This is a genomic window from Rhizobium sp. BR 250 (assembly GCF_047445855.1).
Taxonomy (GTDB): Bacteria; Pseudomonadota; Alphaproteobacteria; order Rhizobiales; family Rhizobiaceae; genus Agrobacterium; species Agrobacterium tumefaciens_I.
Genome location: NZ_JARWKW010000003.1, coordinates 264,253 through 288,374, shown reverse-complemented (window position 1 = coordinate 288,374; position 24,122 = coordinate 264,253). Strand labels below are relative to the sequence as shown.

Below are 24,122 nucleotides of genomic sequence, written 5' to 3'. Positions count from 1 at the left end.
TTGTTGACCGCCTCGATGTTTCATGAACAAACAAGTCAAGAATCGGAATGTAATGGAGGCATTCATAATGGCAAGCTTGAAATCATGCTTTTCCGCTGCCGTTTTTTCAGGGCTGACGATCCTTTCCTTCGCGCCCGCCGCTCTGGCAGAGGGGGAGGTTAACGTCTATTCCTATCGCCAACCTGAACTGATCCAGCCGCTGCTCGATGCCTTCACCAAGGAAACCGGGATAGAGACGAACGTCCTGTTTCTCGACAAGGGTCTGGTGGAACGTATTCAGGCAGAGGGCGTCAATTCACCTGCGGATGTGCTGCTGACGGTCGATATCGCCCGTCTCGTCGAGGCGAAAGAGGGCAAGGTCACGCAGCCGGTTCTGGGTGATCCCGTCATCGAAAAGGATATTCCCGCCAACCTGCGTGATCCCGAGGGTGAGTGGTTTGGTCTCACGACTCGCGGCCGGGTTGTCTATGCTTCGAAGGAGCGGGTGACCCAGAAGGACATCACCTATGAGGAGCTTGCTGATCCAAAATGGAAGGGCAAGATATGCATTCGCGATGGCCAGCATTCCTATAATATTGCGCTGATCGCCTCGATGATCGCCCATCACGGCGTCGATTATACCCGCACATGGCTGACGGGCCTGAAGAATAATCTCGCCCGCAAGCCTGATGGAACCGACCGCAGCCAGGCGAAATCGATCTTTTCCGGCGAATGCGATATCGCGCTCGGCAATACCTATTATGTCGGCCTGATGCTGACCAATGATCGCGAGCCGGAAGAAAAGGAATGGGCGGGTTCGGTGCGGGTGATCTTCCCCAATGCCGGTGATCGTGGCACCCATGTGAATATTTCCGGTATGGCGCTGACGAAATATGCGCCCAACAAGGACAATGCGCTGAAGCTGATGGAATTCCTCGCCTCGCGTGAAGCACAGGAAATCTACGCCAAGCAGGTTTTCGAATATCCGGTGCTGCCGGGTGCGGAGCCTTCCGACGTGGTGAAGGGTTTCGGCCCCATCCATCCGGACAAACTGCCGCTGACGGATATTGCCGCCCATCGCAAACAGGCTTCGGAGCTGGTGGACGAAGTGGGTTTTAATGACGGCCCGACCAACTGAAGGTCACGCTACTCTCAGTCACTCTTCTGAGTGCCAGCAAAAAAGCCCCGCTGCAACAACAGCGGGGCTTTTTGTTCTCTTGCCGGCTGTCCGGCTTATTTCATCGTCGGCATGACGAATTCAGCTCCGGACTTGATGCCCGACGGCCAGCGCGAGGTGATCGTCTTGGTCTTCGTCCAGAACTTGATCGAATCCGTGCCGTGCTGGTTGAGATCGCCGAAGCTCGAAGCCTTCCATCCGCCGAAGGAGTGATAGGCGAGCGGAACCGGGATCGGAACGTTGACGCCGATCATGCCGATATTGACGCGGCTTGCGAAGTCGCGGGCGGCATCGCCGTCACGGGTGTAAATCGCAACGCCGTTGCCGTATTCGTGCTTCATAGGCAGTTCCAGCGCGTCTTCGTAGTTCTTGGCGCGGACGACGGACAGAACCGGTCCGAAGATTTCCGTCTTGTAGATGTCCATGTCAGGGGTGACGTGGTCGAACAGGCAACCGCCGACAAAATAACCGTCTTCATAACCCTGCAGTTTGAAGTCGCGGCCATCGACCAAGAGCTTCGCACCCTGCGCGACACCGCTGTCGATCAGGCCCTTGACGCGCGTCTGCGCTTCCTTGGTGACGAGCGGACCCATATCGGCCTTGTCGTCGGTATAGGGGCCGATTCTCAGGCTTTCGATCTGCGGGATGAGCTTTTCGACGAGACGGTTTGCCGTCTCCTCACCAACCGGAACCGCAACGGAAACGGCCATGCAGCGTTCGCCGGCCGAACCGTAACCTGCACCCATCAACGCATTCACTGCCTGGTCGAGATCGGCATCCGGCATGATGATCATGTGGTTCTTCGCGCCGCCGAAGCATTGCGCGCGCTTGCCGTTCATGGCTGCGGTGCCATAAACATAGCGTGCGATCGGCGTCGAGCCGACGAAGGAGACTGCGCCGATGTCGGGATCGGTGAGGATGGCGTCGACCGCGCCCTTGTCGCCATTGACGACGTTCAGGATGCCGGCCGGAAKACCGGCTTCGATCATCAGTTCGGCAAGGCGGATCGGCAGCGACGGGTCGCGCTCGGAAGGCTTGAGGATGAAGGCGTTGCCGCAGGCGATTGCCGGGGCGAACATCCACATCGGGATCATGCCGGGGAAGTTGAACGGGGTGATGCCCGCGCCGATGCCGACCGGCTGGCGGATCGAATACATGTCGATGGCAGGGCCAGCACCTTCGGTGAACTCACCCTTCTGCAGATGTGGAATGCCGCAAACGAATTCGCAGACTTCAAGACCGCGAATGATATCGCCCTTGGAATCTTCGACGGTCTTGCCGTGTTCGCTGGAAAGCAGCACCGCCAGCTCGTTGATGTCGCGGTTCAGAAGTTCGACGAACTTAAAGAAAACGCGGGCGCGGCGCTGCGGGTTGGTCGCGGCCCATTTCGGCTGCGCCGCCTTGGCGCTTTCCACGGCGGCGCGCAGCTCGGCGTCGCTGGCAAGCGCAACGGTTGCCTGCACTTCGCCCGTGGCGGGGTTATAGACATTCGATGTGCGGCCGCTGGTGCCCGGCACATGCTTGCCGTTAATGAAATGACCGATTTCCTTCATGGGTTTTCCTCCAGAATATGATGGCGCAGCATTACCTTTCGATTTGCACAAATCAATCGCCTGAAATAAGCATCCATTGTGCAAAAATAGACATAAGGAGGGTGCCGTGAACTGGGATGATGTGCGTTTGTTCCTCAGCGTCGCGCGAAGCGGCCAGTTTCTTTCGGCGGCCAGAAAGCTCGGTGTGAACCATGCCACCCTCAGCCGGCGAATTTCCGCGCTGGAGGCGGCCATCGGCACGCAGCTTTTCCTGCGAAGCACCAATGGCTGCGAGCTGACCGAGGAGGGCCAGAGCCTTCTTGCCGGGGCCGAGCGCATGGAAACCGAAATGCTGAATGCCCAGGCCAATCTCGGCCGTGTCGATACGGCGGTGGCGGGAACGGTGCGCATCGGCGCGCCGGATGGTCTTGGTGTGTCCTTCCTCGCGCCAAGGCTTGGCCGGTTGACGGCCCGTTATCCCGACCTGAAAATCCAGCTCGTGCCGGTGCCGCGATCCTTCTCCCTGTCGCAGCGCGAGGCCGATATCGCCATCACCATCGAGCGGCCGGAACAGGGCAGGCTGATGTTTTCGAAGCTCACCGATTATTCACTGGGCCTCTATGCCTCGGCGGGTTATCTGGCCGACTACGGCACGCCGGCGGATGTCGATGCGCTGAAACGCCACCGGCGCATCGGATATGTGGAGGACCTGATCTTTTCGCCCTCGCTCAATTATACCGGTGAGATCATGCGCGACTGGGACGCCGCCTTCGAAATCTCCAGCGCCACCGGCCAGACAGAGGCGGTACGGTCGGGGGCGGGGATCGGCATCCTGCACAATTACATCGCCGGGCAATATTCCGAACTGAGGCGGATCATGCCGCATCTCGGTATCAGCCGCTCCTATTGGACGGCTTATCATGAATCCGCCCGCCAGCTGGTCCGTGTCCGCACGGTCGTCGATTTTCTCCAGGAACTGGTCGCGGAAGAGCGACGAATCTTCATCTGACATCCGGCCGCCGATCCATTAGTACTATTAATTGCCGGTGACGGGTCGTTCCGGGCTTGACAAAGGGCTGCTGGCTGGACGACCAATGCAGCCATTGGGAGAAATCGGAATCTGACATGTCGACTATGATAAAAAAGCTTTCGCCGACCGGTCTCGGCGTGGCCGTCATGCTGCTTGGAATGCTGCTCTTTGCATTGAATGACGCCATGGGCAAATGGCTGGTCGCAACCTATAGCCAGGGTCAGGTCATTCTCATCCGAAGTGCGGCAGCGCTTGTCATTCTGGTTCCCATCGTCTGGAGAGCCGGCCTTTCCGGCCTCGTGAACATCGAGCGGCCCGGCCTTCAGGTGGCGCGCGTGTTCTTCTCCACGGCCGAGCTTTTCTGTTTCTATTTCGCCGTGGCCGCCCTGCCGCTGGCGGACGTCATGACCTATTGGCTCGCGGCTCCGATCTATGTGGCGGCGCTCTCGCCATTTCTGCTCGGGGAAAAGGTCGGCTGGAGGCGCTGGACGGCCATTGCCATCGGTTTTGTCGGCGTTCTCATCGCGCTCAAACCCAGCTCGGCAAGCCTCACCTCCGCAGCGCTCTTTTCCATCCTCGGCAGCGCCGCCTTCGCCTTCATGATGTTGTCCGGCCGTCAGCTGCGCAATACGCCCGATACTGTGCTGGCCTTCTGGCAGATCATCGGCGCAGGGCTTGCGGGCATCGTCGCAGTGTTCATGACCCCATCCGGCTGGCTGCCGGTTCAGTCCAGCTTCGATCTGGCGTTTCTCGGCCTGCTCGGCGTGGTGGCGATGACGGCACATGTGCTGGTCAACCGTGCGCTCAAACTTGCCGATGCTGCTACTGTCGCGCCGCTGCAATATACGTTGCTGCTCTGGGCGGTCATCTTCGGCTGGCTGTTCTTCGGCGATGTGCCGCAGACCAGTATCGTTGTCGGTGCGGGCCTGATTGTGCTTTCCGGCCTTTATATCTTCTTTCGAGAAAATTCACTCAAACGACGCCGCGAAACCGCTGAAGGACTGGCTGCGGAGCAGGTTTGATCTTTCTTGTTCGTCGTGGTCACAATCACGGGACTTGACGACGGCGTGTTCTTCAGGAAGTAAGAAGGGGCCCTGCGATGATTTGTCTCGCAAGGGCAGAGGAAACAAAGGTGCCGGGCCCCTCTGGCGAGAGTTTTACGGCGCTCTCGCGATGTCGGTACCGCCTGCAAAAATTTGGCCGGCGGATTAAAAACTATGAAAAACCTGAATGTGCTTCGCGCGCGTGCTTTCTGCGTGCGGCCTGACGCCCCGCGTCGGTCCGTGAATGTCCTCGTTATCGGAGGCGACCGGACATGAGCTCTGCCCAGAAAACCACGCTTTCCTACTTCAAGTGGGCTTTTATCGTCACCGTTCTCGGCTTGATTCTCGGTGGCTATCTCGGTTGGGAAATGACCGGAACGGTCGGCGGCACGGCGACGATCTTCTTCATCTGCGTCGTCCTCGCGGTGCTGGAAATCTCGCTCTCCTTCGACAACGCCATCGTCAATGCCAACAAGCTGAAGGACATGACACCGGTCTGGCAGCACCGCTTCCTGACCTGGGGTATCCTGATTGCCGTTTTCGGCATGCGTATCGTCTTCCCGCTGCTCATCGTCGTCGTTGCGGCCAATGTCGGCCCCTGGACGGCGCTCGTCATGGCGGCCACGCAGCCGGAACGTTATGCTGAAATCATGCAGGACGCCCATTTGCCGATTGCGGCTTTCGGCGGCACCTTCCTGATGATGGTCGGTCTCAATTTCTTCTTCGACCATGAAAAGGACGTGCATTGGGTGCGCTGGATCGAGGAAAAGGCGGCGATCTATTCTTCCGTCAAGGGCATCGAGATCGCCTTCGTGCTGATCATCATGCTGATCTTTTCCCGTATCATCGGCGCAAGCGACAATCCGGAGCTTGGTCCGGTTGCGGCCAACACCTTCTTCCATTCGGCGATCTGGGGTCTTTTGACCTTCCTCCTGGTGGAAGTTGTCGGCGGCATTCTCGATCGCAGCCAGGAAATGCTGGAAGGCGCTGCAAAGGGCGGTTTCGGTGCGTTCCTCTACCTCGAAGTGCTGGATGCCAGCTTCTCCTTCGATGGTGTGATCGGTGCTTTCGCGCTGACGCAGAACCTCTTCATCATCGCCATCGGTCTTGGCATCGGCGCCATGTATGTGCGCTCGATGACCATCATGCTGGTCGAAAAGGGAACGCTGGCCGAATATCGTTATCTGGAGCACGGCGCCTTTTATGCGATCCTGATCCTGTCGGTCATCATGTATGTGCAGACCATGGTGCATATACCGGAGGTCATCACCGGCCTTGGCGGCGCGGGCCTGATCGGCATCTCGCTCTGGTCGTCGATCCGCTATAACCGGCAGCAAAATGCCGATGCGGTCGAAGCCGCACGCGGCGCGGAAATCTGATCCGCGATCATCCTTGCCTTCCGCCGTGCCGGCGGAAGGCAGTTTTTAAGCATTACGTCACCCGTTGCCTGTTTTTATTGCTATTTGCTCTTTGTGGAAAATTTGGCCATAGAGCCGGACATATACTCCAAGTACCTGCTTTTGCTTGTATTTGTGCGGCGCAACAAAACTGGCACGCTTCCTGCATCTCATCTTGCAAGTCCAGAGGGGACGTGAAAACCCGAAAACGGGTCGATAAATACCGCCGTGCCGCGCGATCTTCCGGATCTGCGCCGCACGGCGGTTTCGTTTATGCGGGTTGGTTCTTGAGTTTTCCCCTCCGTTGAATGAAAACAGTGGAACAACGACTGGAAGGGTCACTGGCTTGCCTGCACAATTGTCGCCCACGGAGGCCTTGGGGCTCTGGCACCGTGTATCCACGGCGCAGGTCATTGACGATCAGCCGGATTTGACCTTGCGTCAGACGGCCATCCTGCTGCAGATTTATCTCGTGCCACCGCCGCATACCGTTCGGGGCCTCGCCGCCATGCTGGGGGTCACCAAACCGGTCATCACCCGTGCACTCGACAGTCTCGGTGCGCTGGGATTGGTCGACCGGGTGCGGGATGAACGGGACAGGCGCAATGTTGTGATAAAACGTACCGTCGCCGGTGCGCTTTATCTGGAAAAATTCGGCGATCTGATTATTGATCAGGCACGCAAGATTTAATTTCTGGAAGTGAAAACCATGATGCTCGACCGCCGCCTGAATGTCTTCCGCCCAGATCTCGCCGATGCGAAACTGCAGGGCGTGGTGCAGGCCGAACGTTTCGTCAGCGGTTCGCCCGCGCAGGTCACCGCACCGGTCATTGGCCTGCGGCCTACCCCCGATCTCGCCACAGGCATAGACACAGAACTTCTCTGCGGCGAAACAGTGCGCGTTTTCGACCGGGCGAATGGCTGGGCCTGGGTGCAGGCGGATGTGGATGGTTATGCTGGTTATGTGCCGGAAACGGCTATCGGCGATGTTGTCGCCGCCACGCATCAGATCATCGCGCCGCGCACGTTCCTCTATCCCTCGGCCGAGTTGCGCAAGCCTCCGGTCGCGGCGCTGTCCATGGGCAGCCTGATCCGCATTGTCGGTGAGGCGGAGACGCGCGGCACCCGCTACCTGATGACAGAAAAGGGCGAAGGCATCATCGCCGCCCATTGCCGGACCGTCGATGCTTCGCTTGAAGAAGATTATGTGGCGGTGGCTCTGCGATTTATCGAAACCCCCTATCTCTGGGGCGGCCGCTCCGGCTTCGGTATCGATTGTTCCGGCCTCGTGCAGCTTTCCATGGCGATGACTGGTCGACGGGTTCTGCGCGACACGGATATGCAGGTGAAGTCGCTCGGCGTGGAAATCGAGCGTGATGAATTGCGCCGCGGCGATCTCGTCTTCTGGAAGGGCCATGTCGGCCTCATGGAAAACGAGGAAACGTTGTTGCATGCCAATGGCCATACGATGAATGTCGCGCGCGAAAATCTCGATGCGGCGATCGAGCGCATCGGCTGGCTTTATGAAAAGCCGACGGCTTTCCGCCGTCTGGAAGGCTGAGACGGCGGCTTTCACGAAATTGTGCCTGCCCGGCCCTTTGTGCGAAAGCCACTGACGGCCTACATCCATTGGATGATGGTACGGGACCGGCATCGATGAAGACAAGAACGGCAACACGACTGGCAGTGATCCTCACGGCGGCTTTGCTGAGCGCCTCGGCGCAGGCGCAGACCGTTTTCCAGAATGGTTTTGCTCCTGCCCCGGATGCCTACGCGAACCTGCCCGGCGTCAAGGACCCGCGCACGCTGCAGCCAAAGGTCCGTTACAATTGCCATAGCGAACTCGGCAGGACGGGATATTCCCGAGGTTCCTACAGGAATGTTTTCGGCAGCCGTGGACTTCCGGTTCAGGGTTACCGCTGTACCGACGAAAACGGCATTTCCAGTTTCGGCGGCAGAAATCCGGTTTCCAAGGACTGGTATCCCGGCATCAATCCGGTTGACCCGACCTTCTGAAGCGGCGTGACTTCGGCCCCGAACCAAAACGGCAATGCGGCTCTCTCGGAAAATCGATGCGCAGGCGGGCACCAGAGGCATTTGCCCGGCCAGCGCTCTGGACTTGTTGTCGCTTTTTCAGATAAATCTTCCGCGTGACAGGTTGAAACCTGCCGGGGTGCGGAGTGAGATCGGCTGTTTTTTGACCTTTAGCCGATATTGGGGAATGCAAGTATGACGAAGACCGATATTGCCACCCGTGTCCATAATCATACCTGGAAGCTAGACCCGATTGTCCGCAGCCTGATCGATACGGATTTCTACAAGCTGTTGATGTTGCAGATGATCTGGAAACTTTATCCGGAAGTCGATGCGACGTTTTCGCTGATCAACCGCACCAAGACGGTGCGGCTTGCGGAAGAAATCGACGAGATGGAGTTGCGCGAACAGCTCGATCATGCGCGCACCCTACGTCTCTCCAAGAAGGAAAATATCTGGCTTGCGGGTAACACGTTTTACGGCCGCTCGCAGATTTTCGAACCGGAATTCCTCTCCTGGCTTTCGAGTTATCAATTGCCGGAATACGAACTTTTCAAGCGCGACGGGCAATATGAGCTGAACTTCCATGGCCGCTGGATGGATACGACGCTCTGGGAGATCCCGGCGCTGGCGATCATCAATGAATTGCGTTCACGCAGCGCCATGCGCTCGCTCGGTTATTTCACGCTTGATGTGCTTTATGCCCGCGCCAAGGCCAAGATGTGGGAGAAGGTCGAGCGGTTGCGGGAACTGCCGGGCCTGCGCATCTCCGATTTCGGCACCCGCCGCCGCCACAGCTTCCTTTGGCAGCGCTGGTGCGTCGAGGCGCTGAAGGAAGGCATCGGTCCAGCCTTTACCGGTACGAGCAACGTGCTCCTCGCCATGGATTCCGATCTCGAAGCCGTGGGCACCAACGCGCATGAACTGCCGATGGTGGTTGCGGCGCTGGCGCAGACCAATGAGGAGCTGGCCGCCGCGCCCTATCAGGTTCTGAAGGACTGGAACCGGCTTTATGGCGGCAACCTGCTGATCGTGCTGCCGGACGCCTTCGGCACGGCAGCGTTCCTGCGCAATGCGCCGGAATGGGTGGCGGACTGGACGGGTTTCCGTCCGGACAGCGCGCCGCCGATCGAAGGCGGGGAAAAGATCATCGAGTGGTGGCAGAAGATGGGCCGCGACCCGCGCAAGAAGATGCTGATCTTCTCTGATGGTCTCGATGTCGACGCCATCATCGACACCTACAGGCATTTCGAGGGTCGGGTGCGCATGAGCTTCGGCTGGGGCACCAATCTGACCAATGATTTTGCCGGCTGTGCGCCGAAAACCATTGCCAGCCTCAAGCCGATCTCCATCGTCTGCAAGGTCAGCGACGCCAATGGCCGTCCGGCGGTGAAGCTCTCGGATAATCCGCAAAAAGCCACCGGCGATCCGGCCGAAGTGGAGCGTTACCTGAAGTTCTTCGGCGAGGAAGACCACAAGGAACAGAAGGTTCTTGTTTAAGGCAACCGGGCGCTCCGGTTGAGGAAGCGCCCGTCGAATCCTGATTAGGCCGATTATTTCGCGAATTGATGTGCGATGTAATGGAAGAGCGCGCGGATACCCTGCGCTTCCCCGCCGATCGATGAATGGTGACGCTCGCTGAGCGACCAGCCGTAAATATCGAAATGCGCCCAGCGCTTGGTATTGGTGACGAAGCGCTTCAGGAACAGGGCAGCGGTGATAGATCCGCCCATGCCGCCAGACGGCGCATTGGTGATATCGGCTGCCCTTGAGCGGATATCCTTGTCATATCCCATATAGAGCGGCATGCGCCACAGCGGGTCATCCGTATCGATGCTGGCTTCCGCGATATCATGGGCCAGATCCTCGTCATCGGTGTAGAAGGGCGGCAGATCGGGACCCAGCGCCACGCGTGCGGCACCCGTCAGCGTCGCCATGTCGATCATCAGGTCCGGCGCGTCCTCGTCGGCATAGGCCAGCGTATCGGCCAGAACGAGACGGCCCTCCGCATCGGTATTGTCGATCTGTACCGTCAACCCCTTGCGGCTCCTATAGATATCGCCGGGACGGAAGGCATTGGCGGAGATGGAGTTTTCGACCGCCGGCACGAGAACGCGCAGATCGACCGGCAGCTTGGCATCCATGATCATCAGCGCAAGGCCGAGAACATTGGCGGCGCCACCCATATCCTTCTTCATCAGCGCCATGGACGCGGCGGGCTTGATATCGAGACCGCCGGTATCGAAGCAGACCCCCTTGCCGACGAGAGTGAGGCGCGGATTGCCCTTCTTGCCCCAGTTCATTTCCAGAAGGCGCGGTGCGCTTTCACTGGCGCGGCCAACGGCATGGATCAGCGGGAAGTTTTCTTTGAGCAGATCGTCGCCGGTCGTAACGTTCACCTTCGCCTTGTAATGGGCGGCAAGCGCACGAAAGGCAATCTCGAGCTCGTCCGGTCCCATGTCATTGGCCGGGACGTTGATGAGGTCGCGGGCAAGGAAGACACCTGCCAGAATGCGCTTGATCTCGCCGTCTTCGGCATCCTGCGGAATGAGAAGCTTTGCCCCGTTGGTCTTGGTGGTCTTGTATTTGTCGAAGCGATAGCTGCCGAGGCCGAAACCGAGCGCGAGGCGATTGGCCGTCAGGGGCGCGGTTTCGATGTGCCACTCACCCTCCGGCAGCTCACGGGCGAGTTTGCCGGTGATGAAGGGAATTTCGGAAGGATTGCCACCGAGGCCGAGAAGCACGCCGCCCAGCGATCCGTCAGCGGAAGGAACGAGCAGGACGGCGCCAGCTTCCGCCTTGAACCCCGCCTTTTTTGCCCAGTCCAGAGCGACCGGGTCTATGGCACCCTGTTCGATATGGGCTGGCGTGACGGCGAAAACCGGCAATGTGCTGCCTGCCTTCGAGCTGAAAGGGGTGGGGCGTTCGATGAACTGATAGGGCGCCATGGTATGCTTCCGTAAATATCGAGAATCGGTGCGATTAACGCTCTGTTAGGGTTAACAGATTATTGCTTAAGCGAAAGTTGCGTCATGTGAGTCTGTCGTGTGTCGGGCGCAAGATCGATCATTCTCGGGCGGGGGCGCTGCCATGACTGCATTTTCTTTGGCTAAGACAGGCCGGACAGGGTTGCTGCGGGGCACATGTCTCGCGGCGCTGGTTCTTGCGGTTTCAGGATGTGCGAGCACCAACAAGCCAGATCGCATGTCCACCGGCTCTATTCCCGCAGCCACGCGCTCCTACGACCATCTGAACATGGAGCAGCTTCGGCAGGCGGAAGAGGCTGCCGGCAAAACCTATGAACGCAACCCCAAGGACAAGTCCGCCGGTATGAATTACGCCAGCGTGCTGATGATGACCGGCAAGAATACGCAGGCGCTCGCCGTCATGCAGCAGATCGCCATCGCCAATCCAGCCGACCGTGATGTGCTTGCCGCCTATGGCAAGTCGCAGGCGGCCGCCGGCCAGCTGGAACAGGCGCTTTCGACCATCCAGCGGGCGCAGACGCCTGATCGTCCCGACTGGCGGCTCTACTCCGCCGAGGGCGCCGTGCTCGACCAGCTTGGCCGCTCGAACGAGGCACGTTCCAGATACCGGCAGGCGCTCGACCTCAAACCGAACGATCCGAGCGTGTTGTCCAATCTCGGCATGTCCTATGTCCTGTCGAGCGATCCGCGCACCGCCGAAACCTATCTGCAATCGGCGATCGCCCAGCCGGGCGCCGACAGCCGCGTCCGCCAGAACCTTGCGCTCGTGGTCGGTCTCCAGGGCCGCTTTGCCGAAGCCGAGCGCATCGCCGTTCAGGAACTTTCTCCGCAGCAGGCGCAGGCTAACTTGACCTATCTGCGTGCAATGCTGTCGCAGCAGAATTCTTGGCAGCAGCTGGCGAAAAAAGACAGCAAGCCGGCTGGCTGAGGTATTTTCAGAAACATTGGTGGTGTGGTCCGGCAGGCAAATCACTACTGCCCCCTGCGCGCAAATTTTCGGCGCGTTTCATGCCTCAGAACGAATCGGCCACCCGAATGCCAGCCGGCCCGAGAATGACGGCGATGAGGACCGGCAGGAAAAACACGATCATCGGCACGGTGAGTTTCGGCGGCAGTGCGGCGGCTTTTTTCTCCGCTTCATTCATCCGCTCGTCGCGGCCTTCCTGCGCGAGAACGCGCAGCGCCTGAGCCAGCGGCGTACCATATCGTTCCGCCTGGATAAGGGCCTGCACCACGCTTCTGACGCCGTCCAGCTGGGTGCGCATCCCAAAATTCTCAAGCGCCGTGCGCCTGTCCTGAAGGAATGAGAGTTCCGCTGTCGTCAGGATCATTTCCTCCGCCAGTTCAGGCGACTGCTCGCCCATCTCCTCGGCAACGCGGCGCATGGCTGCTTCCATGGAGACGCCGGACTCGATGCAGATCAGCATGAGATCAAGCGCATCCGGCCAGGCTCGCTTGATGGAGGCCTGCCGCTTGGTCATGCGGTTCGAAACGTAGATATTGGGAGCGTAAAAGCCGACATAGCCAAAAAGAAGCACCGCCATCAGCTGAACGATAAAGGTCTGATTGGCGAGGTTTCCAAGAACGAAGACCCAGGTGAACGCCACCGCGAGAAAAACGAATGGCAATACGAACCGGGCGGCAAGAAATGTATTGAGCGCATTTTGCGACCGAAAACCGGCCGCGCGCAGCTTGTTCATCGTGTTCTTGTCGACAAGGGCTTCCTGAAGATTGAATTTCTCCACGATGCGCCGCGCGGATTTGTTGTTGTTGCCACGCAGGGAGGACCTGCTCTCTCTGGTCACGGTCGCCAGTCGCTCGCGCTCGCGGCTGCGGATGAGTTCCCGTTCCGACGAGACGGCTTTCATGCGCTTGGCGAGATCTTTCCGCTCCAGGAAAGGCATGATCAGCGTATAGAGGGTCGCGAAAACCGCCAGCGTGACGAGAATGGCGATGATCGTTTGCGGATCCGTCAGGCGGGAAAGCAGATTTCCTGTCATGGTTGCCCCCTCAAATATCGAAATTGATCATTTGGCGCATGATGAAAATTCCGATGAGCATCCATATTCCGGATGCTCCCAGAATAATGTGTCCGCGCAGATCGGTGAAAAGCACCGTGAGATAGTCGGGCGAGGTGAAATATACCAGCATCATCACGATGAAGGGCAATGCGCCGATAATCACGGCGGATGCTTTCGCCTCCATGGACAGGGCGTTCACCTTGGCGCGCATTTTTCTGCGGTCACGCAATACCTTGGAAAGGTTGGACAATGCTTCCGAAAGATTGCCGCCTGCCTGTGCCTGGATATTGATGACGATACTGAAGAAACTCACTTCGAAAAGTGGCATGGTCAGCATCATGCGCTCGATCCCCTGCGGGATGCCGATACCGACCTGCTGTGCGTCGACGACCCGCTGGAATTCCGATTTCACCGGTTCCTGACCATCCGATGCGATCAGTCGCACGGCATCGTTCAGCGGCAATCCGGATTTGATCGACCGGCACATGACGTCCAGCGCATTGGGAAATTCCTCAAGGAATTTTTTCTGCCGGCGCTTGAGAAGAAATGCCAGCACCCAGCGTGGCATGCCCAAAGCCGCGACCGCTCCGATGAGCAGGGCGAAGATTAACGACAGACCATAAAGAAGTGCGACGAGAACGGCTAAAACCGAAGCGCCGGCACTCAGGACATGAAACCGCCGAACGGAAATTGCCAGTCCGGCCTGCACCAGCTTGTCGCGCAGGCTGACATTCTTTGCTTTCTTCGCCTTCTCGGTCTGTTTCTTTTCCATTTCCCGCAGGTTGTCCTGCATGGATTTGCGGCGTTTGCTGAGTTCCTGGACGCGATCCCGCGCAGCCTTGATATTTGTGTGATCCGTCTCGGCGGCCTGGACCCGCTTGAAGCGGCTGGTGGTCTTTTTCTCGACCTCTATCTGCTGGAAGAGAAAAGCATAGGCGAGCGCTCCTGCCGAGATGGCGACAAGTACGGCCAATAACACTATTGTCGGGTCCATGGCAGTCGCTTTCCTTAGGATGTCTTTTCCATCTCATCGAGCGCGGCCGCCAGACGCTTCTCTTCACCGTAATAGCGTGCACGATCCCAGAAATTGGGCTTGCTGATGCCGGTCGATACGTGCCTGCCGATCAGCCTGCCCTGTGCGTCCTCGCCTTCGATTTCGTATCGCATCAGATCCTGGGTAACGATGACGTCACCTTCCATGCCGATCACTTCGGTGATCTGCGTTATCCGGCGGGAACCGTCGCGCAGGCGCGCGGCCTGGATGACGACATCGATCGAGCCCGAGATGATTTCGCGCACGGTCTTGGCCGGCAGCGTGAACCCGCCCATGGCGATCATCGATTCGATACGGCTGAGGCATTCACGCGGCGTATTGGCGTGCAGCGTTCCCATTGAACCATCGTGGCCGGTATTCATGGCCTGCAAAAGGTCAAAAACTTCCGGTCCGCGCACTTCGCCGACGATGATGCGTTCGGGCCGCATGCGAAGGCAGTTCCTGACGAGATCGCGCATGGTGATCTCGCCTTCGCCTTCGATATTCGGCGGCCGTGTTTCGAGCCTCACCACATGCGGCTGCTGAAGTTGCAGTTCGGCGGTGTCCTCGCAGGTGATGATGCGTTCATCCCTGTCGATGAAGCTCGTCAGGCAATTGAGAAGCGTGGTCTTGCCGGAGCCGGTGCCGCCCGAGATGACGACATTGCAGCGCACGCGGCCGATGATCTTGAGCAATGTCGCGCCTTCGGGCGTGATCGCTCCGAAACGCACGAGCTGGTCGAGAGTCAGCTTGTCCCTCTTGAATTTTCGGATCGTCAGCGCCGGGCCGTCGATGGCGAGCGGCGGCGCGATGACGTTGACGCGCGATCCATCCGGCAGGCGGGCGTCACATATGGGGCTCGATTCATCCACACGTCGACCGACCTGGCTGACGATGCGCTGGCAGATGGAAAGCAGCTGGTTATTGTCGCGAAAGCGAATGTCGGATTCGATGGTCTTGCCGCCGACTTCGATGAAAGTCTGGCCGGAACCGTTGACCATGATATCGGCAATGTCGTCGCGGGCGAGAAGCGGCTCCAGCGGTCCGTAACCCAGGACGTCGTTACAGATGTCTTCGAGCAGTTCTTCCTGCTCGGCAATCGACATGGCGAAATTCTTGATCGTGATGATATCGTTGACGATATCACGAATTTCCTCGCGCGCGCTTTCCGCATCGAGCTTGGCGAGTTGTGAAAGGTCGATCGTATCGATGAGTGCGGAAAATACCTGGCTTTTTGTATTGTAATAATCTTCCGTGCGGGCTCGTTTTTTCTGCACCGGCTGTGCCGTCGCCGCCTGCCGTGTTGCGGGCGATTGGCCCGGCTCAAGGGTGTCGATCGCGAGAGGGCGCGGCTCGGGCGCCGTCGCCACCTGCATTGGAACAGGTGCGGCAAGATCCGGCTTCGTGCTTCTGGCTGGGCCTTCAGACCCGCGTTTTCCGAACATCGGCGTTTCCGTCTAAAGGCGCAGAGGGAAGCCCTACTTGCGCTTGAGAATGCTTTTCAATTTGTCCAGACCACCGCGTCGGCTTTTGCGCAGTACGGTGCGGCCCGTAATGGTATGGGCGATTTGCGAGAAGGTTTCCGCGGTCTGGGATTTTTCATCCATCTCGCTGATCATGCGTCCGCTATTGGCGGCGTTTCCGAACAGCTGCGCGTCGAACGGAATGATGGCAATCGGCTCGATTTCCAGCGGCTCGAGGAAATCCGCGGGGGCGATTTCCGGACGTTTCGGCATGCCGACCTGGTTGAGAATGAGATGCGGCGGCTTGTCGTTGGGTCTCAGTTTAACCAGCGCGTCGAAGAGGTTCTTTGTATTGCGCAGATTTGCGAGATCGGGAACCGCGGTAATGACCACCTCGTCGGCTTCCGCAAGGACAGCCCGCGTCCAGTCGGACCATTGGTGGGGAAGATCCAGAACCGCGACCGGTGCGCTGCGCTGCAGAACTTCCAGGATCGGCAGAAATGCCTGACGGTCGAGATCGTAGGTTCTGTCGAGAAGAGATGGCGCCGCCAGAAGCGACAGATGGTCGGAACATTTCGTCAGAAGGCGGTCGAGGAACACCTCATCCAGCCGCTCCGGTGAAAAGACCGCTTCAGCCATGCCCTGGGCGGGATCCTGATCGAAATCGATATTGGCCGTTCCATAGGCAAGATCCATATCCGCCAGAATGGTCTCGGTGGAAAAGAGGTTGGAAATACCGAAGGCGCAATTATGCGCCACGGTCGAGGAACCCACTCCACCCTTGGCGCCGATGAAGGCGATGTTGCGGCCCAGCGGCTCCGCTTCCGGATCGACGAAGATCGCTGCGATCGAGGCCAGCAGATCGGCCATATTGACGGGCGCGACGAGATATTCGGAAATGCCGTTGCGAATGAGATCGCGATAAAGCGAGATGTCGTTGTGCCGGCCGACGATGATGACACGGGTGGAGGGGTCACAAACCGCTGCGAGGGGAGTGAGATCGTCCAGTAGCGAGGCGGGGACACTTGCCGTTTCGAGAATGATGAGATTGGGCGTGGGCGATGCGGCAAACATCGTGGCTGCCGCATTGATATCACCCTTGGTCACGCGCAGCGTAACCTTGCTCATGCGCCGATCACCGGACAAGGCGTCCATGACACCCTGCATGTTGTCGCTGACGCAGAAGGCGTGAACGGAAATGCGGGGCAGGGGCCGCAGGTGGTCCATATCCGAAGCGCGCACCGGCTGCTCGGGTTCGTCACCGCCGTTTGGTTTGATATCGTATTCTACAGCGCTCATCGTCTTTCCTGCCGTGACAAATGTGAAAACCGCATCAATCTGTCGCCGATGTCGAAGGCTTGCCGCGATAGTTTTCGATGACGACCGCTCGGCGCTCGGCATCGATCGGGCTCATGCCACGTGGACCGACCAGATCCATGGGATTGGCAATCTGCGCCGCGAGATTGCTCTGGGAAGCGCATCCGAAATTGTACCAGTTCTTGTTTGCGAAGGTATTATCCGAAAGGTCCTCGGGCCACTGGCCGCATTGGCCGGTCATGGCGGTAACCGCGACATAGCTCAGGCGGATGGGGGCGGAATCGCCATTTGGAGAAGCGGCATAGCGCGTCTCCATGATCTTGCCCGGCGCTACACCCGCACCGGAAAGCGTCGTGCGGATCTGTTTCGCCATTCGTGACGCGGCCGCCGAATTGGCCGATCCCGACGGTGTCTGAATATTGATGATACCGGTCGACATCGACGCATAATTCTGGGCAAAACCACGGACATTGTCCGCCATGGCCGTGGTCAACCGGCTGTCGCTGGCCGAAACCGGAATATCCAGTGAATGTTCTGCTTCCGACAGGGTAATCGGATGGCGTGTGCGATAATCGTCGGGAATGGCGTTGGTGGTCATCGGATCGCGTGCACAGCCCTGCAACAGGCCGGCGGCGAGCGCGGCAACGGCGACGAGACCGGCCCTTCTTCCGGACACATGAAGGGGAAGGGAGGAAGAAGTTTCCTGCATGACGTTTCCTGCCCGGATCGGGCGCGCTGTGAAGAGGGGATTTCGTGCACGTATCGTCATTTGTAGATGAACCCCACTGATCCCTGATAGGGAGCGGCCTGAACCTGGTCCTTGCGGCCATAGACCTTGTTGACGCGGTTCATGAAATACATGGCGGCATCGTTTTCCGGGTTGAAGTTGTCATCCGGCCGGGCGATCTGGTTGCGGGCAACGGGGCGCACCAGATAGGGCGTTGCGATGATGACCAGTTCCGTCTCATTGCGCAGAAAGTCCTTGCTGCGGAAGAGCGTGCCGAAGATCGGGATTTTCGAGATGCCGGGGAGCCCGGACATGGCCTGTCGGACATTGTCCTGAACGAGACCCGCAATCACGATCGATCCGCCGGAGGGAAGCTCGACCGTCGTGGAGGTTTCGCGCTTGCGCACCGACATGTAGGTCGAGCCCGGAATCGTGCGGCCCGCATTGCCGGTCACAACGTTGCCTTCATAGGTCGGCTCGGACACATTGGTTTCAATTTTAAGACTGATACGGCCGGGCGAAAGCACCACCGGCTTGAAGTTCAATGTGATGCCGTAATCGACGGTATTGGTTGTACGCGTAATCGTCGGCCGTCCGGTACTCGCGTCGATGTCGACTTCCTGTTCGGCAGGCAAGCGGAAATCTCCACCGACGTAGAATTTGGCCTGCTCCCCGGATATGGCGGTCAGACTTGGCTCGGCGAGAGTGCGTACCACGCCCGCCTGTTCCATCGCATTGAGATATGTTGCAAAACTCAGCGACCCGGAACCGATTGCTCCGCTGGCAATTCGCGAAGCGCCGCTGATGGCATTGCCAAGATTGGACGGATTTGCGAATTCGAAACCATTGCCGCTTGTCGAACTGCTGATCGAGCCGTTGAAGCCGAGCTGCTTCAGAACCTGCCGGCTTACTTCGGCGACGGTGACCTTCAGCGTTACCTGATCTTCACCTTCGATCGTCAGCATGTTGACGATTTGCGATACCTGCCGTCGCTCGGCAAAAATCGCCGCATCACCGCCATTGTCGCCACCAGTCAGCGATATATTGCGGGTGGTGGCCTCACCACCCTTCAGGAAGGCTTCGGCGAGCTGCACGGCGCGCGCGGAGTCCTGCGGTGTGCGCACGGATCCCGTAAGAACGATGTTGTCCGAAACGATTTCCACCTTGATGTCCGAGTCGGGAATAAAGCGGCGGATATTGGTCTCGAGCCCCGAGATGTCGCGCTCCACTTCCAGGTCGAGGCTGACGATTTCCCGGCCGCCTTCACCAAAAATGAAGATGTTGGTCTGTCCCACCGTTTTCCCAAAGAGGTAGATGCGTTTCGACGTCCGGGTCACAGCGTCGGCAAGGCTCGGATCGGCAACAAGAATGTCATGGGCGTCTTCCGGCAGGTCGATGACCAGCGCCTTGTTCAAGCCCAGTTTCAGACGTTTGCGAATGCCTGTGCCGCTTTCGGTGATCCGCACGATGCTTGCGCTTTGCGCCATTGCTTCGGTGATACGCAGAAACGCTGGCGAGTACTGGCCCGGGATCCCTGAAAAAGCCATGCAGAATGCTAATCCGCCCGCCATGGATGAACGCAGGTGTTGTTTGAGACGTTTTGCCATGAGCCCTCCGGTCATTGCGATGCTCCCTGGCCGCTCTTCACAATTGAGCCGGATTTGATCACCTGAATTTCCGGCTGGCCGGACCCGCCATTGAGAAGATAACCAGCCGAAAGCGTGTCGTTTTCCTGGGCGTCGGCGACCGAGCGCAAAGCCAGCGTGAGGCGATCCGCCATTTGTTGCGCCACGGTTATGATCTTGGCCTGTTCGGGTGTCAGTTCCAGTGTGGCGGTTGCGCCAACCACGGCCGACACACCGTCTTCGCCCTCCTTGATCTGCTGGTCGATCGCCAGAACGCGGACGTTGTTCAGAACATTTTCGGTCAGAAAATTACCGTTGTCGCCCTTGCGAACCATGATCACATCGACCCGGTCGTTCGGCAGCACGAAACCGCCCGCGCCGGTGGAAACGGAAATTTCCGTGGCGACGGCGCGTTTGCCGGCGGGCAAAAGCGAAGACATGATGCGTGTGCTGGAATCGACCACTTTTTCCGGGCGGATCGGTTCGCCTTCAAAGAGGGGCAGGCGCACGACCGCGCCCGTGAGTTCGGTGATGGCGTCAGGGCTTTTCGTTTCGGTTATGAAGCTGTCGACGACATTGCCCTGCGGCCATGGCGCCCAGCGCACCGAGCTATCGTTCAGTCGGCTGCCGACGGGCAGGTTAACCGAAGAAACGAGAACATTGACCGTCGGCTCTTTCTGGACGATCGTTTCCGCTTTTTCGATGACCTGCTTCGTGCCGGAAATCTGCATGGCGACGATACCGGCAAGACCGGCGGCCACCAAAGCAACGGATAGAATAACGATACGCGACGGTTTCATGCTCGATCCTTGGGGGAATCAGATTCTTCTCCCGTCAGGATGGCGCGTGATTGGTATAATTATGGTTAATATTGTTCTTTGAATTGTGGTTAACGGTTCGTGAAACTAGGCGACTGAAATAATCACCTAGTAAAGGCTTGCGATTGCTGCCTTCACGAGAGGGCTTTCCCCGTAGGTCAAGAGCCCTGCCGCGGCGATGCCGATACCGTAGGGAATTTTCTGCGCAACCATCAGGGAATCGGGAATTGGGATGCCGAAGGCCATGATTTCCTGTGAGCGTGATCGCAAAACCAGGATGCCGACCGTCAATATGCCGCCGATCAGTGTCACGGCCATTAGAAATTCTACGAGAGAAATGTTGAAGCCGTACCACACCGCCGCTCCCGTCAGCAGCTTGGCGTCGCCGCCGCCCATGACATTTGCGGCGAAGAGCGCGAAACAACCGAGAAAGACGGCCAGACCGGCAGCCAAGCTCAGGCCAAAGGTCTGCAAGTCCATTCCCGTAAAGGGCGCGACGAAGGCGAAAGACAACAAAAGCACGACGGCTATCACGTTAGGGATCGTCATGCTGAAAAGATCGTTCAAGGCAGCAAAACTGAGGCAGAGCGGAAGAATAAGAAAAATCGCTGCGACGATCATGATTAGCCTACCTTTGCCGGCCTGAATCCGGCGAACGCCAAAAAATGCAGGTGATGCCCACGTTTTGGGGTATCACCTGCATTATGTTTTTCAATAATCAGACGCCGCCGGTGGAAGCCTTGGAGTTCGTAAACGACGTGTTGATGAAGTTGAAGGTCTCCTTGAGCTTGCCGCCGAGCGCGGTCGTGCCGCCAATGATGGCTACGGAAACAAGCGCGGCAATCAGGCCATATTCAATCGCCGTGGCGCCGGATTCGTCTTTAAGGAAACGAGCAAAAATCTTGGTCATAGGGTCTCTCCTAACTCTGTGTTGGTTCAGCACGCCGACAACTGTTCTCCGTTGTTCGGTTGCGTTCAAATTACAGTCGAGCGATTTCCAAGCGCTTAAAAAAAACGATTAACTCAAAGTAAACGACAGGATGAGTTTCTCTTGGTAAATAAAAGAAAAAAGTATTCCGCTCATTTTTATATTTGCTGATAAACAAATATATTCCGGGGCCGGCAATTTCTCATTTCTGGAGAAGCATCGTCTTTGAAAGCCGCGAATGTTCAATTTTGATGCGGGACAACCGGAAGCGAAAAATACCACCACCTCAGGCATGGTTACCATCCGCGTTGCAGATTTCCGCCATTTAACGCTTCATTCACTAAAACCGCGCATTCTGTGGCGCAATAAAGTGCGGGTAGAGCAAGGGCCAAACGCGTGTCATCCGGAAAACTGGCGAAAATTGTGGTCGGCTTGTCCGTCTTTCTAGGGGCCGCGTCGCAGCCTGTTTTTGCCCAGGAAGATATATTGCGCGTTTCGATGAATCACGCCCGCGTCCTCCGTCTCGACCGGCCCGTAAGCAAGGTTATCGTCGGGAACTCCAAAGTTGCCGATGCCACGGTTGCCGATGCGACCACCATCGTTCTGACAGGTCGCAGTTTCGGCACCACCAACCTTGTGCTTCTTGATGCCGAAGGCAATCCGATCGTGGATGAACGCATTCTCGTCTCCATCGACGAGGGCAATACGGTTCGTGTCTTCCGCCAGACGGAGCGCACCGTGCTTTCCTGCACGCCGAATTGTGAGCAGCATTCCCAAAACAGTGGCGACAAAGACGCCCAGCCGTAACTGCCGGTCTCAGCGAGGCCGGAACACGCCACGTTACCGCCTCACGAGCGGACGCCTTTGCATGAGGGGCAAAGGTCTCGCATCTATCGGTACGATATCAGTACGGTGGTTTTTCCTGAGAAGAACGAATAAAACGAAAAAACTGCAACATGCTTCCCGGTATTACCGGTCGGCTTGTATGTTGCTGTTTTTTCGTTTGATTTCTTGATCTGGCTAAGATCAAAAATGGAATGGTGCCCAGAAGAGGACTCGAACCTCCACACCCTTTCGAGTACCAGCACCTGAAGCTGGCGCGTCTACCAATTCCGCCATCTGGGCGACGGAGAGCGATGTACGAGGGCAGCCGCCCGGTGTCAACAGACTTTTTGAACTTTTATGACGATCATTGATTTTAAAGGGAAAAAACTTGTTTGACACTGTTGAAACATGTCGCCGGGTCAGGTGTCGAGGCCTTCATGCTTCGTTCTGTCGACATGACCGAGGTCGCGCTCCGGGTCGATGATGTCACGGATTCTCTGTTTGAGTTCTTTTGGACCGGGAAAACCGCCGTCGCGTTTGCGTTCCCAGATGGTCGTGCCATCTACGGTGATCTCGAACACGCCGCCGGTCGCGGGAGCGAGACTGACTTCGCCGATGTCCGAAGCGAAGGTCTGCAAGATTTCCTGCGCCATCCAGCCTGCGCGAAGCAGCCAGTTGCATTGCGTGCAATAACGGATGGTTATGCGGGGTTTGGTCTCGGTCATCCTCACGTCTCCTTCAGCGGTCAGGGGCAATCATGCTCACGACAATGTCAACCAGAATACTCATGTTTTTACCGGGCGCCTGCTTGTTCTTATCATGCGGCTTTGCGAACAGAGAAGCTGTCGAAGGCTGAAACGTGGAGATCCTATGGCCCAGTTCGAGAATAATCGTCAGCGTCTTTTCGTTCCGGCGGTCGCTCCGCTTTATGGTGCGACGCATGATCTGGTGGAGACCGTTCTGCGCGTCACGGCCGGGCTTCTTCTCGTTACCCATGGTTTCGGCAAGATCGTCAATCCTTTCGGGGCTGTCGGCATGGTGGAGAGTCTTGGCTTTTATCCCGGCGTCTTCTGGTCGCCGCTCCTTGCCGCCACGGAATTTTTCGGCGGCATTCTGGTGGCCATCGGGCTCTTCACGCGGCCGGCATCCTTCGCCGCCATGATTGTCCTCCTGGTCACGGTCTATTTTCACGGCATCGTAAAGGCGGAAGGTCTGGGTGGTGCGGAAAAATCGATCCTGTGGGCGGCGATTTTCCTGTTCTTCGCCATTCGCGGCGGTAATCGGCATTCCGCGGATGCCAGGCTGGCGCGTGAATTCTAAGGCACATCGGGTCTATTGCCGCTCTGGCGATGTTGCGGCTCTTGAAAATCGACTTTTCCCGTGGTGAAGCTGGATTCGATCGGCAATCGTGGCCGATCGAATCCTTTTTCGTTACCAAGAGGCCCCATGCGCGTTGCAATCATCGAAAACATGGCGGGCACGCCGCATGGTCAAATCGGCATCGCGCTGGAAGAGGCGGCGGCGGATGTGCATGTCATTCGTGCCTATGCGGGTGAGCCACTTCCGGCAGATGCGAGCGATCACGATGCGCTTGTGGTTCTGGGCGGCGAGCAGAACGCGCTTGACGATGCACTTTATCCCTATCTTCCGGATCTGGCGCTTTTGATGAAAAGGTTTGGCGATGCGGGCAAGGCGGTCATGGGCGTGTGCCTCGGCAGCCAATTGCTGGCACGCGCCTATGGAGGAGACAATATTCTCTCCGGCCCGCCGGAATTTGGCTGGGAAGATGTATCCCTGACGGAAGAGGGCGCGTCCGATCCGCTCTTGGCCGGGCAGGAAATGACCTTTCCCGTTTTTCAGTGGCATTGCGATACATTTACGCTTCCGCAAGGTGCCACGCGCCTTGCGACAAACGGCGCGACCCGGAACCAGGCCTTTCGTATTGGTCGCGCGGCCTATGGCACGCAGTTTCATTTCGAGGCTTCCACCACGGTGGTCGACGGCTGGTGCCGGACCTTCCCTGCTTCCGTTGAAAAAATGTCACCCGGCTGGCTCGACAATTACCGCGACCACCGCGGTATTCGCGCGCAGATGGCCGACATGGCCGGTCTGGAAATTGCCCGTGCCTGGGTGCGGTTGGTCTGACTGGCGCGATTATCGGTTGCGAATTGAACCGAGGCTGCGCA

The 24,122-nt window shown here is 58.0% G+C and carries 24 protein-coding genes and 1 tRNA gene; 12 read left to right on the top strand and 13 right to left on the bottom strand.

From position 1 onward, the window contains the following. Positions 1-67: 67 nt before the first annotated feature. Complete coding sequence (locus QD336_RS06705; RefSeq protein ID WP_499169923.1) at positions 68-1,117, top strand: Fe(3+) ABC transporter substrate-binding protein; 1,050 nt, start codon at positions 68-70, stop codon at positions 1,115-1,117. A gap of 95 nt (positions 1,118-1,212) precedes the next feature. Here QD336_RS06705 and QD336_RS06700 read toward each other — a convergent pair whose 3' ends face one another. Further along, entirely contained in the window at positions 1,213-2,709 is a 1,497-nt protein-coding gene (locus QD336_RS06700) for a CoA-acylating methylmalonate-semialdehyde dehydrogenase (protein WP_499169922.1), read from the bottom strand. A gap of 106 nt (positions 2,710-2,815) precedes the next feature. Here QD336_RS06700 and QD336_RS06695 point away from each other — a divergent pair, with 106 nt between their 5' ends. From QD336_RS06695 to pncB, 7 genes are all read left to right on the top strand, one after another. Next, a complete protein-coding gene (locus QD336_RS06695; protein ID WP_499169920.1) occupies positions 2,816-3,697 on the top strand; it encodes a LysR family transcriptional regulator in 882 nt (293 codons plus the stop codon). Positions 3,698-3,822: 125 nt separating this feature from the next. Next, the gene (locus QD336_RS06690) at positions 3,823-4,740 is read left to right on the top strand and encodes a DMT family transporter (RefSeq protein WP_442864891.1); all 918 of its coding nucleotides are present in this window, start codon (positions 3,823-3,825) and stop codon (positions 4,738-4,740) included. A 293-nt stretch (positions 4,741-5,033) separates the two neighbouring features. Continuing rightward, positions 5,034-6,140 carry a DUF475 domain-containing protein gene (locus tag QD336_RS06685; RefSeq protein WP_499169919.1) on the top strand — a complete coding sequence of 369 codons (1,107 nt, stop codon included), beginning with the start codon at positions 5,034-5,036 and terminating at the stop codon, positions 6,138-6,140. 364 nt (positions 6,141-6,504) lie between these two features. Then, a complete protein-coding gene (locus tag QD336_RS06680) occupies positions 6,505-6,849 on the top strand; it encodes a MarR family transcriptional regulator (protein ID WP_010970731.1) in 345 nt (114 codons plus the stop codon). Between the two features lie 18 nt (positions 6,850-6,867). Further along, entirely contained in the window at positions 6,868-7,719 is an 852-nt protein-coding gene (locus QD336_RS06675) for a C40 family peptidase (RefSeq protein WP_499169917.1), read from the top strand. Between the two features lie 95 nt (positions 7,720-7,814). Further along, entirely contained in the window at positions 7,815-8,174 is a 360-nt protein-coding gene (locus tag QD336_RS06670) for a hypothetical protein (protein WP_269341527.1), read from the top strand. Between the two features lie 213 nt (positions 8,175-8,387). Beyond that, the gene (gene pncB / locus QD336_RS06665) at positions 8,388-9,692 is read left to right on the top strand and encodes a nicotinate phosphoribosyltransferase (RefSeq protein WP_003507389.1); all 1,305 of its coding nucleotides are present in this window, start codon (positions 8,388-8,390) and stop codon (positions 9,690-9,692) included. Positions 9,693-9,745: 53 nt separating this feature from the next. On the opposite strand, the gene QD336_RS06660 is transcribed toward pncB, so the two are convergent. Further along, complete coding sequence (locus QD336_RS06660) at positions 9,746-11,140, bottom strand: leucyl aminopeptidase family protein (RefSeq protein WP_269341528.1); 1,395 nt, start codon at positions 11,138-11,140, stop codon at positions 9,746-9,748. Between the two features lie 256 nt (positions 11,141-11,396). Here QD336_RS06660 and QD336_RS06655 point away from each other — a divergent pair, with 256 nt between their 5' ends. Continuing rightward, complete coding sequence (locus QD336_RS06655; protein ID WP_499169915.1) at positions 11,397-12,107, top strand: tetratricopeptide repeat protein; 711 nt, start codon at positions 11,397-11,399, stop codon at positions 12,105-12,107. A gap of 85 nt (positions 12,108-12,192) precedes the next feature. Here QD336_RS06655 and QD336_RS06650 read toward each other — a convergent pair whose 3' ends face one another. The 9 genes from QD336_RS06650 to QD336_RS06610 form a co-directional block, all read right to left on the bottom strand. Further along, entirely contained in the window at positions 12,193-13,179 is a 987-nt protein-coding gene (locus QD336_RS06650) for a type II secretion system F family protein (protein ID WP_499169914.1), read from the bottom strand. A gap of 10 nt (positions 13,180-13,189) precedes the next feature. Next, positions 13,190-14,194, bottom strand: coding sequence for a type II secretion system F family protein (locus QD336_RS06645; protein ID WP_499169913.1), 1,005 nt, complete (start codon positions 14,192-14,194; stop codon positions 13,190-13,192). A gap of 14 nt (positions 14,195-14,208) precedes the next feature. Then, positions 14,209-15,678: a TadA family conjugal transfer-associated ATPase gene (locus QD336_RS06640; RefSeq protein ID WP_269341532.1), complete on the bottom strand. Its 1,470-nt coding sequence runs from the start codon at positions 15,676-15,678 to the stop codon at positions 14,209-14,211. A gap of 33 nt (positions 15,679-15,711) precedes the next feature. After that, a complete protein-coding gene (locus QD336_RS06635; RefSeq protein WP_499169912.1) occupies positions 15,712-16,995 on the bottom strand; it encodes a CpaE/TadZ family protein in 1,284 nt (427 codons plus the stop codon). 34 nt (positions 16,996-17,029) lie between these two features. Next, positions 17,030-17,722: a CpaD family pilus assembly protein gene (locus tag QD336_RS06630; RefSeq protein ID WP_269341534.1), complete on the bottom strand. Its 693-nt coding sequence runs from the start codon at positions 17,720-17,722 to the stop codon at positions 17,030-17,032. 56 nt (positions 17,723-17,778) lie between these two features. After that, positions 17,779-19,362 carry a type II and III secretion system protein family protein gene (locus QD336_RS06625; RefSeq protein ID WP_499169910.1) on the bottom strand — a complete coding sequence of 528 codons (1,584 nt, stop codon included), beginning with the start codon at positions 19,360-19,362 and terminating at the stop codon, positions 17,779-17,781. Then, positions 19,359-20,165 carry a Flp pilus assembly protein CpaB gene (gene cpaB, locus QD336_RS06620; protein ID WP_499169909.1) on the bottom strand — a complete coding sequence of 269 codons (807 nt, stop codon included), beginning with the start codon at positions 20,163-20,165 and terminating at the stop codon, positions 19,359-19,361. The genes QD336_RS06625 and cpaB overlap by 4 nt, the downstream gene beginning before the upstream one ends. 126 nt (positions 20,166-20,291) lie before the next feature. Then, positions 20,292-20,804: an A24 family peptidase gene (locus tag QD336_RS06615; protein ID WP_269341537.1), complete on the bottom strand. Its 513-nt coding sequence runs from the start codon at positions 20,802-20,804 to the stop codon at positions 20,292-20,294. A 97-nt stretch (positions 20,805-20,901) separates the two neighbouring features. After that, positions 20,902-21,093, bottom strand: a complete 192-nt coding sequence (locus QD336_RS06610) for a Flp family type IVb pilin (RefSeq protein WP_269341538.1) — start codon at positions 21,091-21,093, stop codon at positions 20,902-20,904. A gap of 441 nt (positions 21,094-21,534) precedes the next feature. On the opposite strand from QD336_RS06610, the gene QD336_RS06605 reads away from it, so the two are divergent. Beyond that, positions 21,535-21,918, top strand: a complete 384-nt coding sequence (locus QD336_RS06605; protein WP_269342402.1) for a pilus assembly protein N-terminal domain-containing protein — start codon at positions 21,535-21,537, stop codon at positions 21,916-21,918. Between the two features lie 231 nt (positions 21,919-22,149). On the opposite strand, the gene QD336_RS06600 is transcribed toward QD336_RS06605, so the two are convergent. Together QD336_RS06600 and QD336_RS06595 are read right to left on the bottom strand one after the other, a co-directional pair. Beyond that, a tRNA-Leu gene (locus QD336_RS06600) sits at positions 22,150-22,236 on the bottom strand. Positions 22,237-22,355: 119 nt separating this feature from the next. Continuing rightward, on the bottom strand, positions 22,356-22,661 hold the full coding sequence (locus tag QD336_RS06595) for an Rdx family protein (RefSeq protein WP_269341540.1): 306 nt from the start codon (positions 22,659-22,661) through the stop codon (positions 22,356-22,358). Between the two features lie 145 nt (positions 22,662-22,806). Between QD336_RS06595 and QD336_RS06590 the strand changes: the two genes are divergently transcribed. Together QD336_RS06590 and QD336_RS06585 are read left to right on the top strand one after the other, a co-directional pair. Next, on the top strand, positions 22,807-23,256 hold the full coding sequence (locus QD336_RS06590; RefSeq protein WP_499169907.1) for a DoxX family protein: 450 nt from the start codon (positions 22,807-22,809) through the stop codon (positions 23,254-23,256). Between the two features lie 126 nt (positions 23,257-23,382). Continuing rightward, positions 23,383-24,081, top strand: coding sequence for a type 1 glutamine amidotransferase (locus QD336_RS06585; protein WP_499169906.1), 699 nt, complete (start codon positions 23,383-23,385; stop codon positions 24,079-24,081). Positions 24,082-24,122 lie beyond the last annotated feature (41 nt).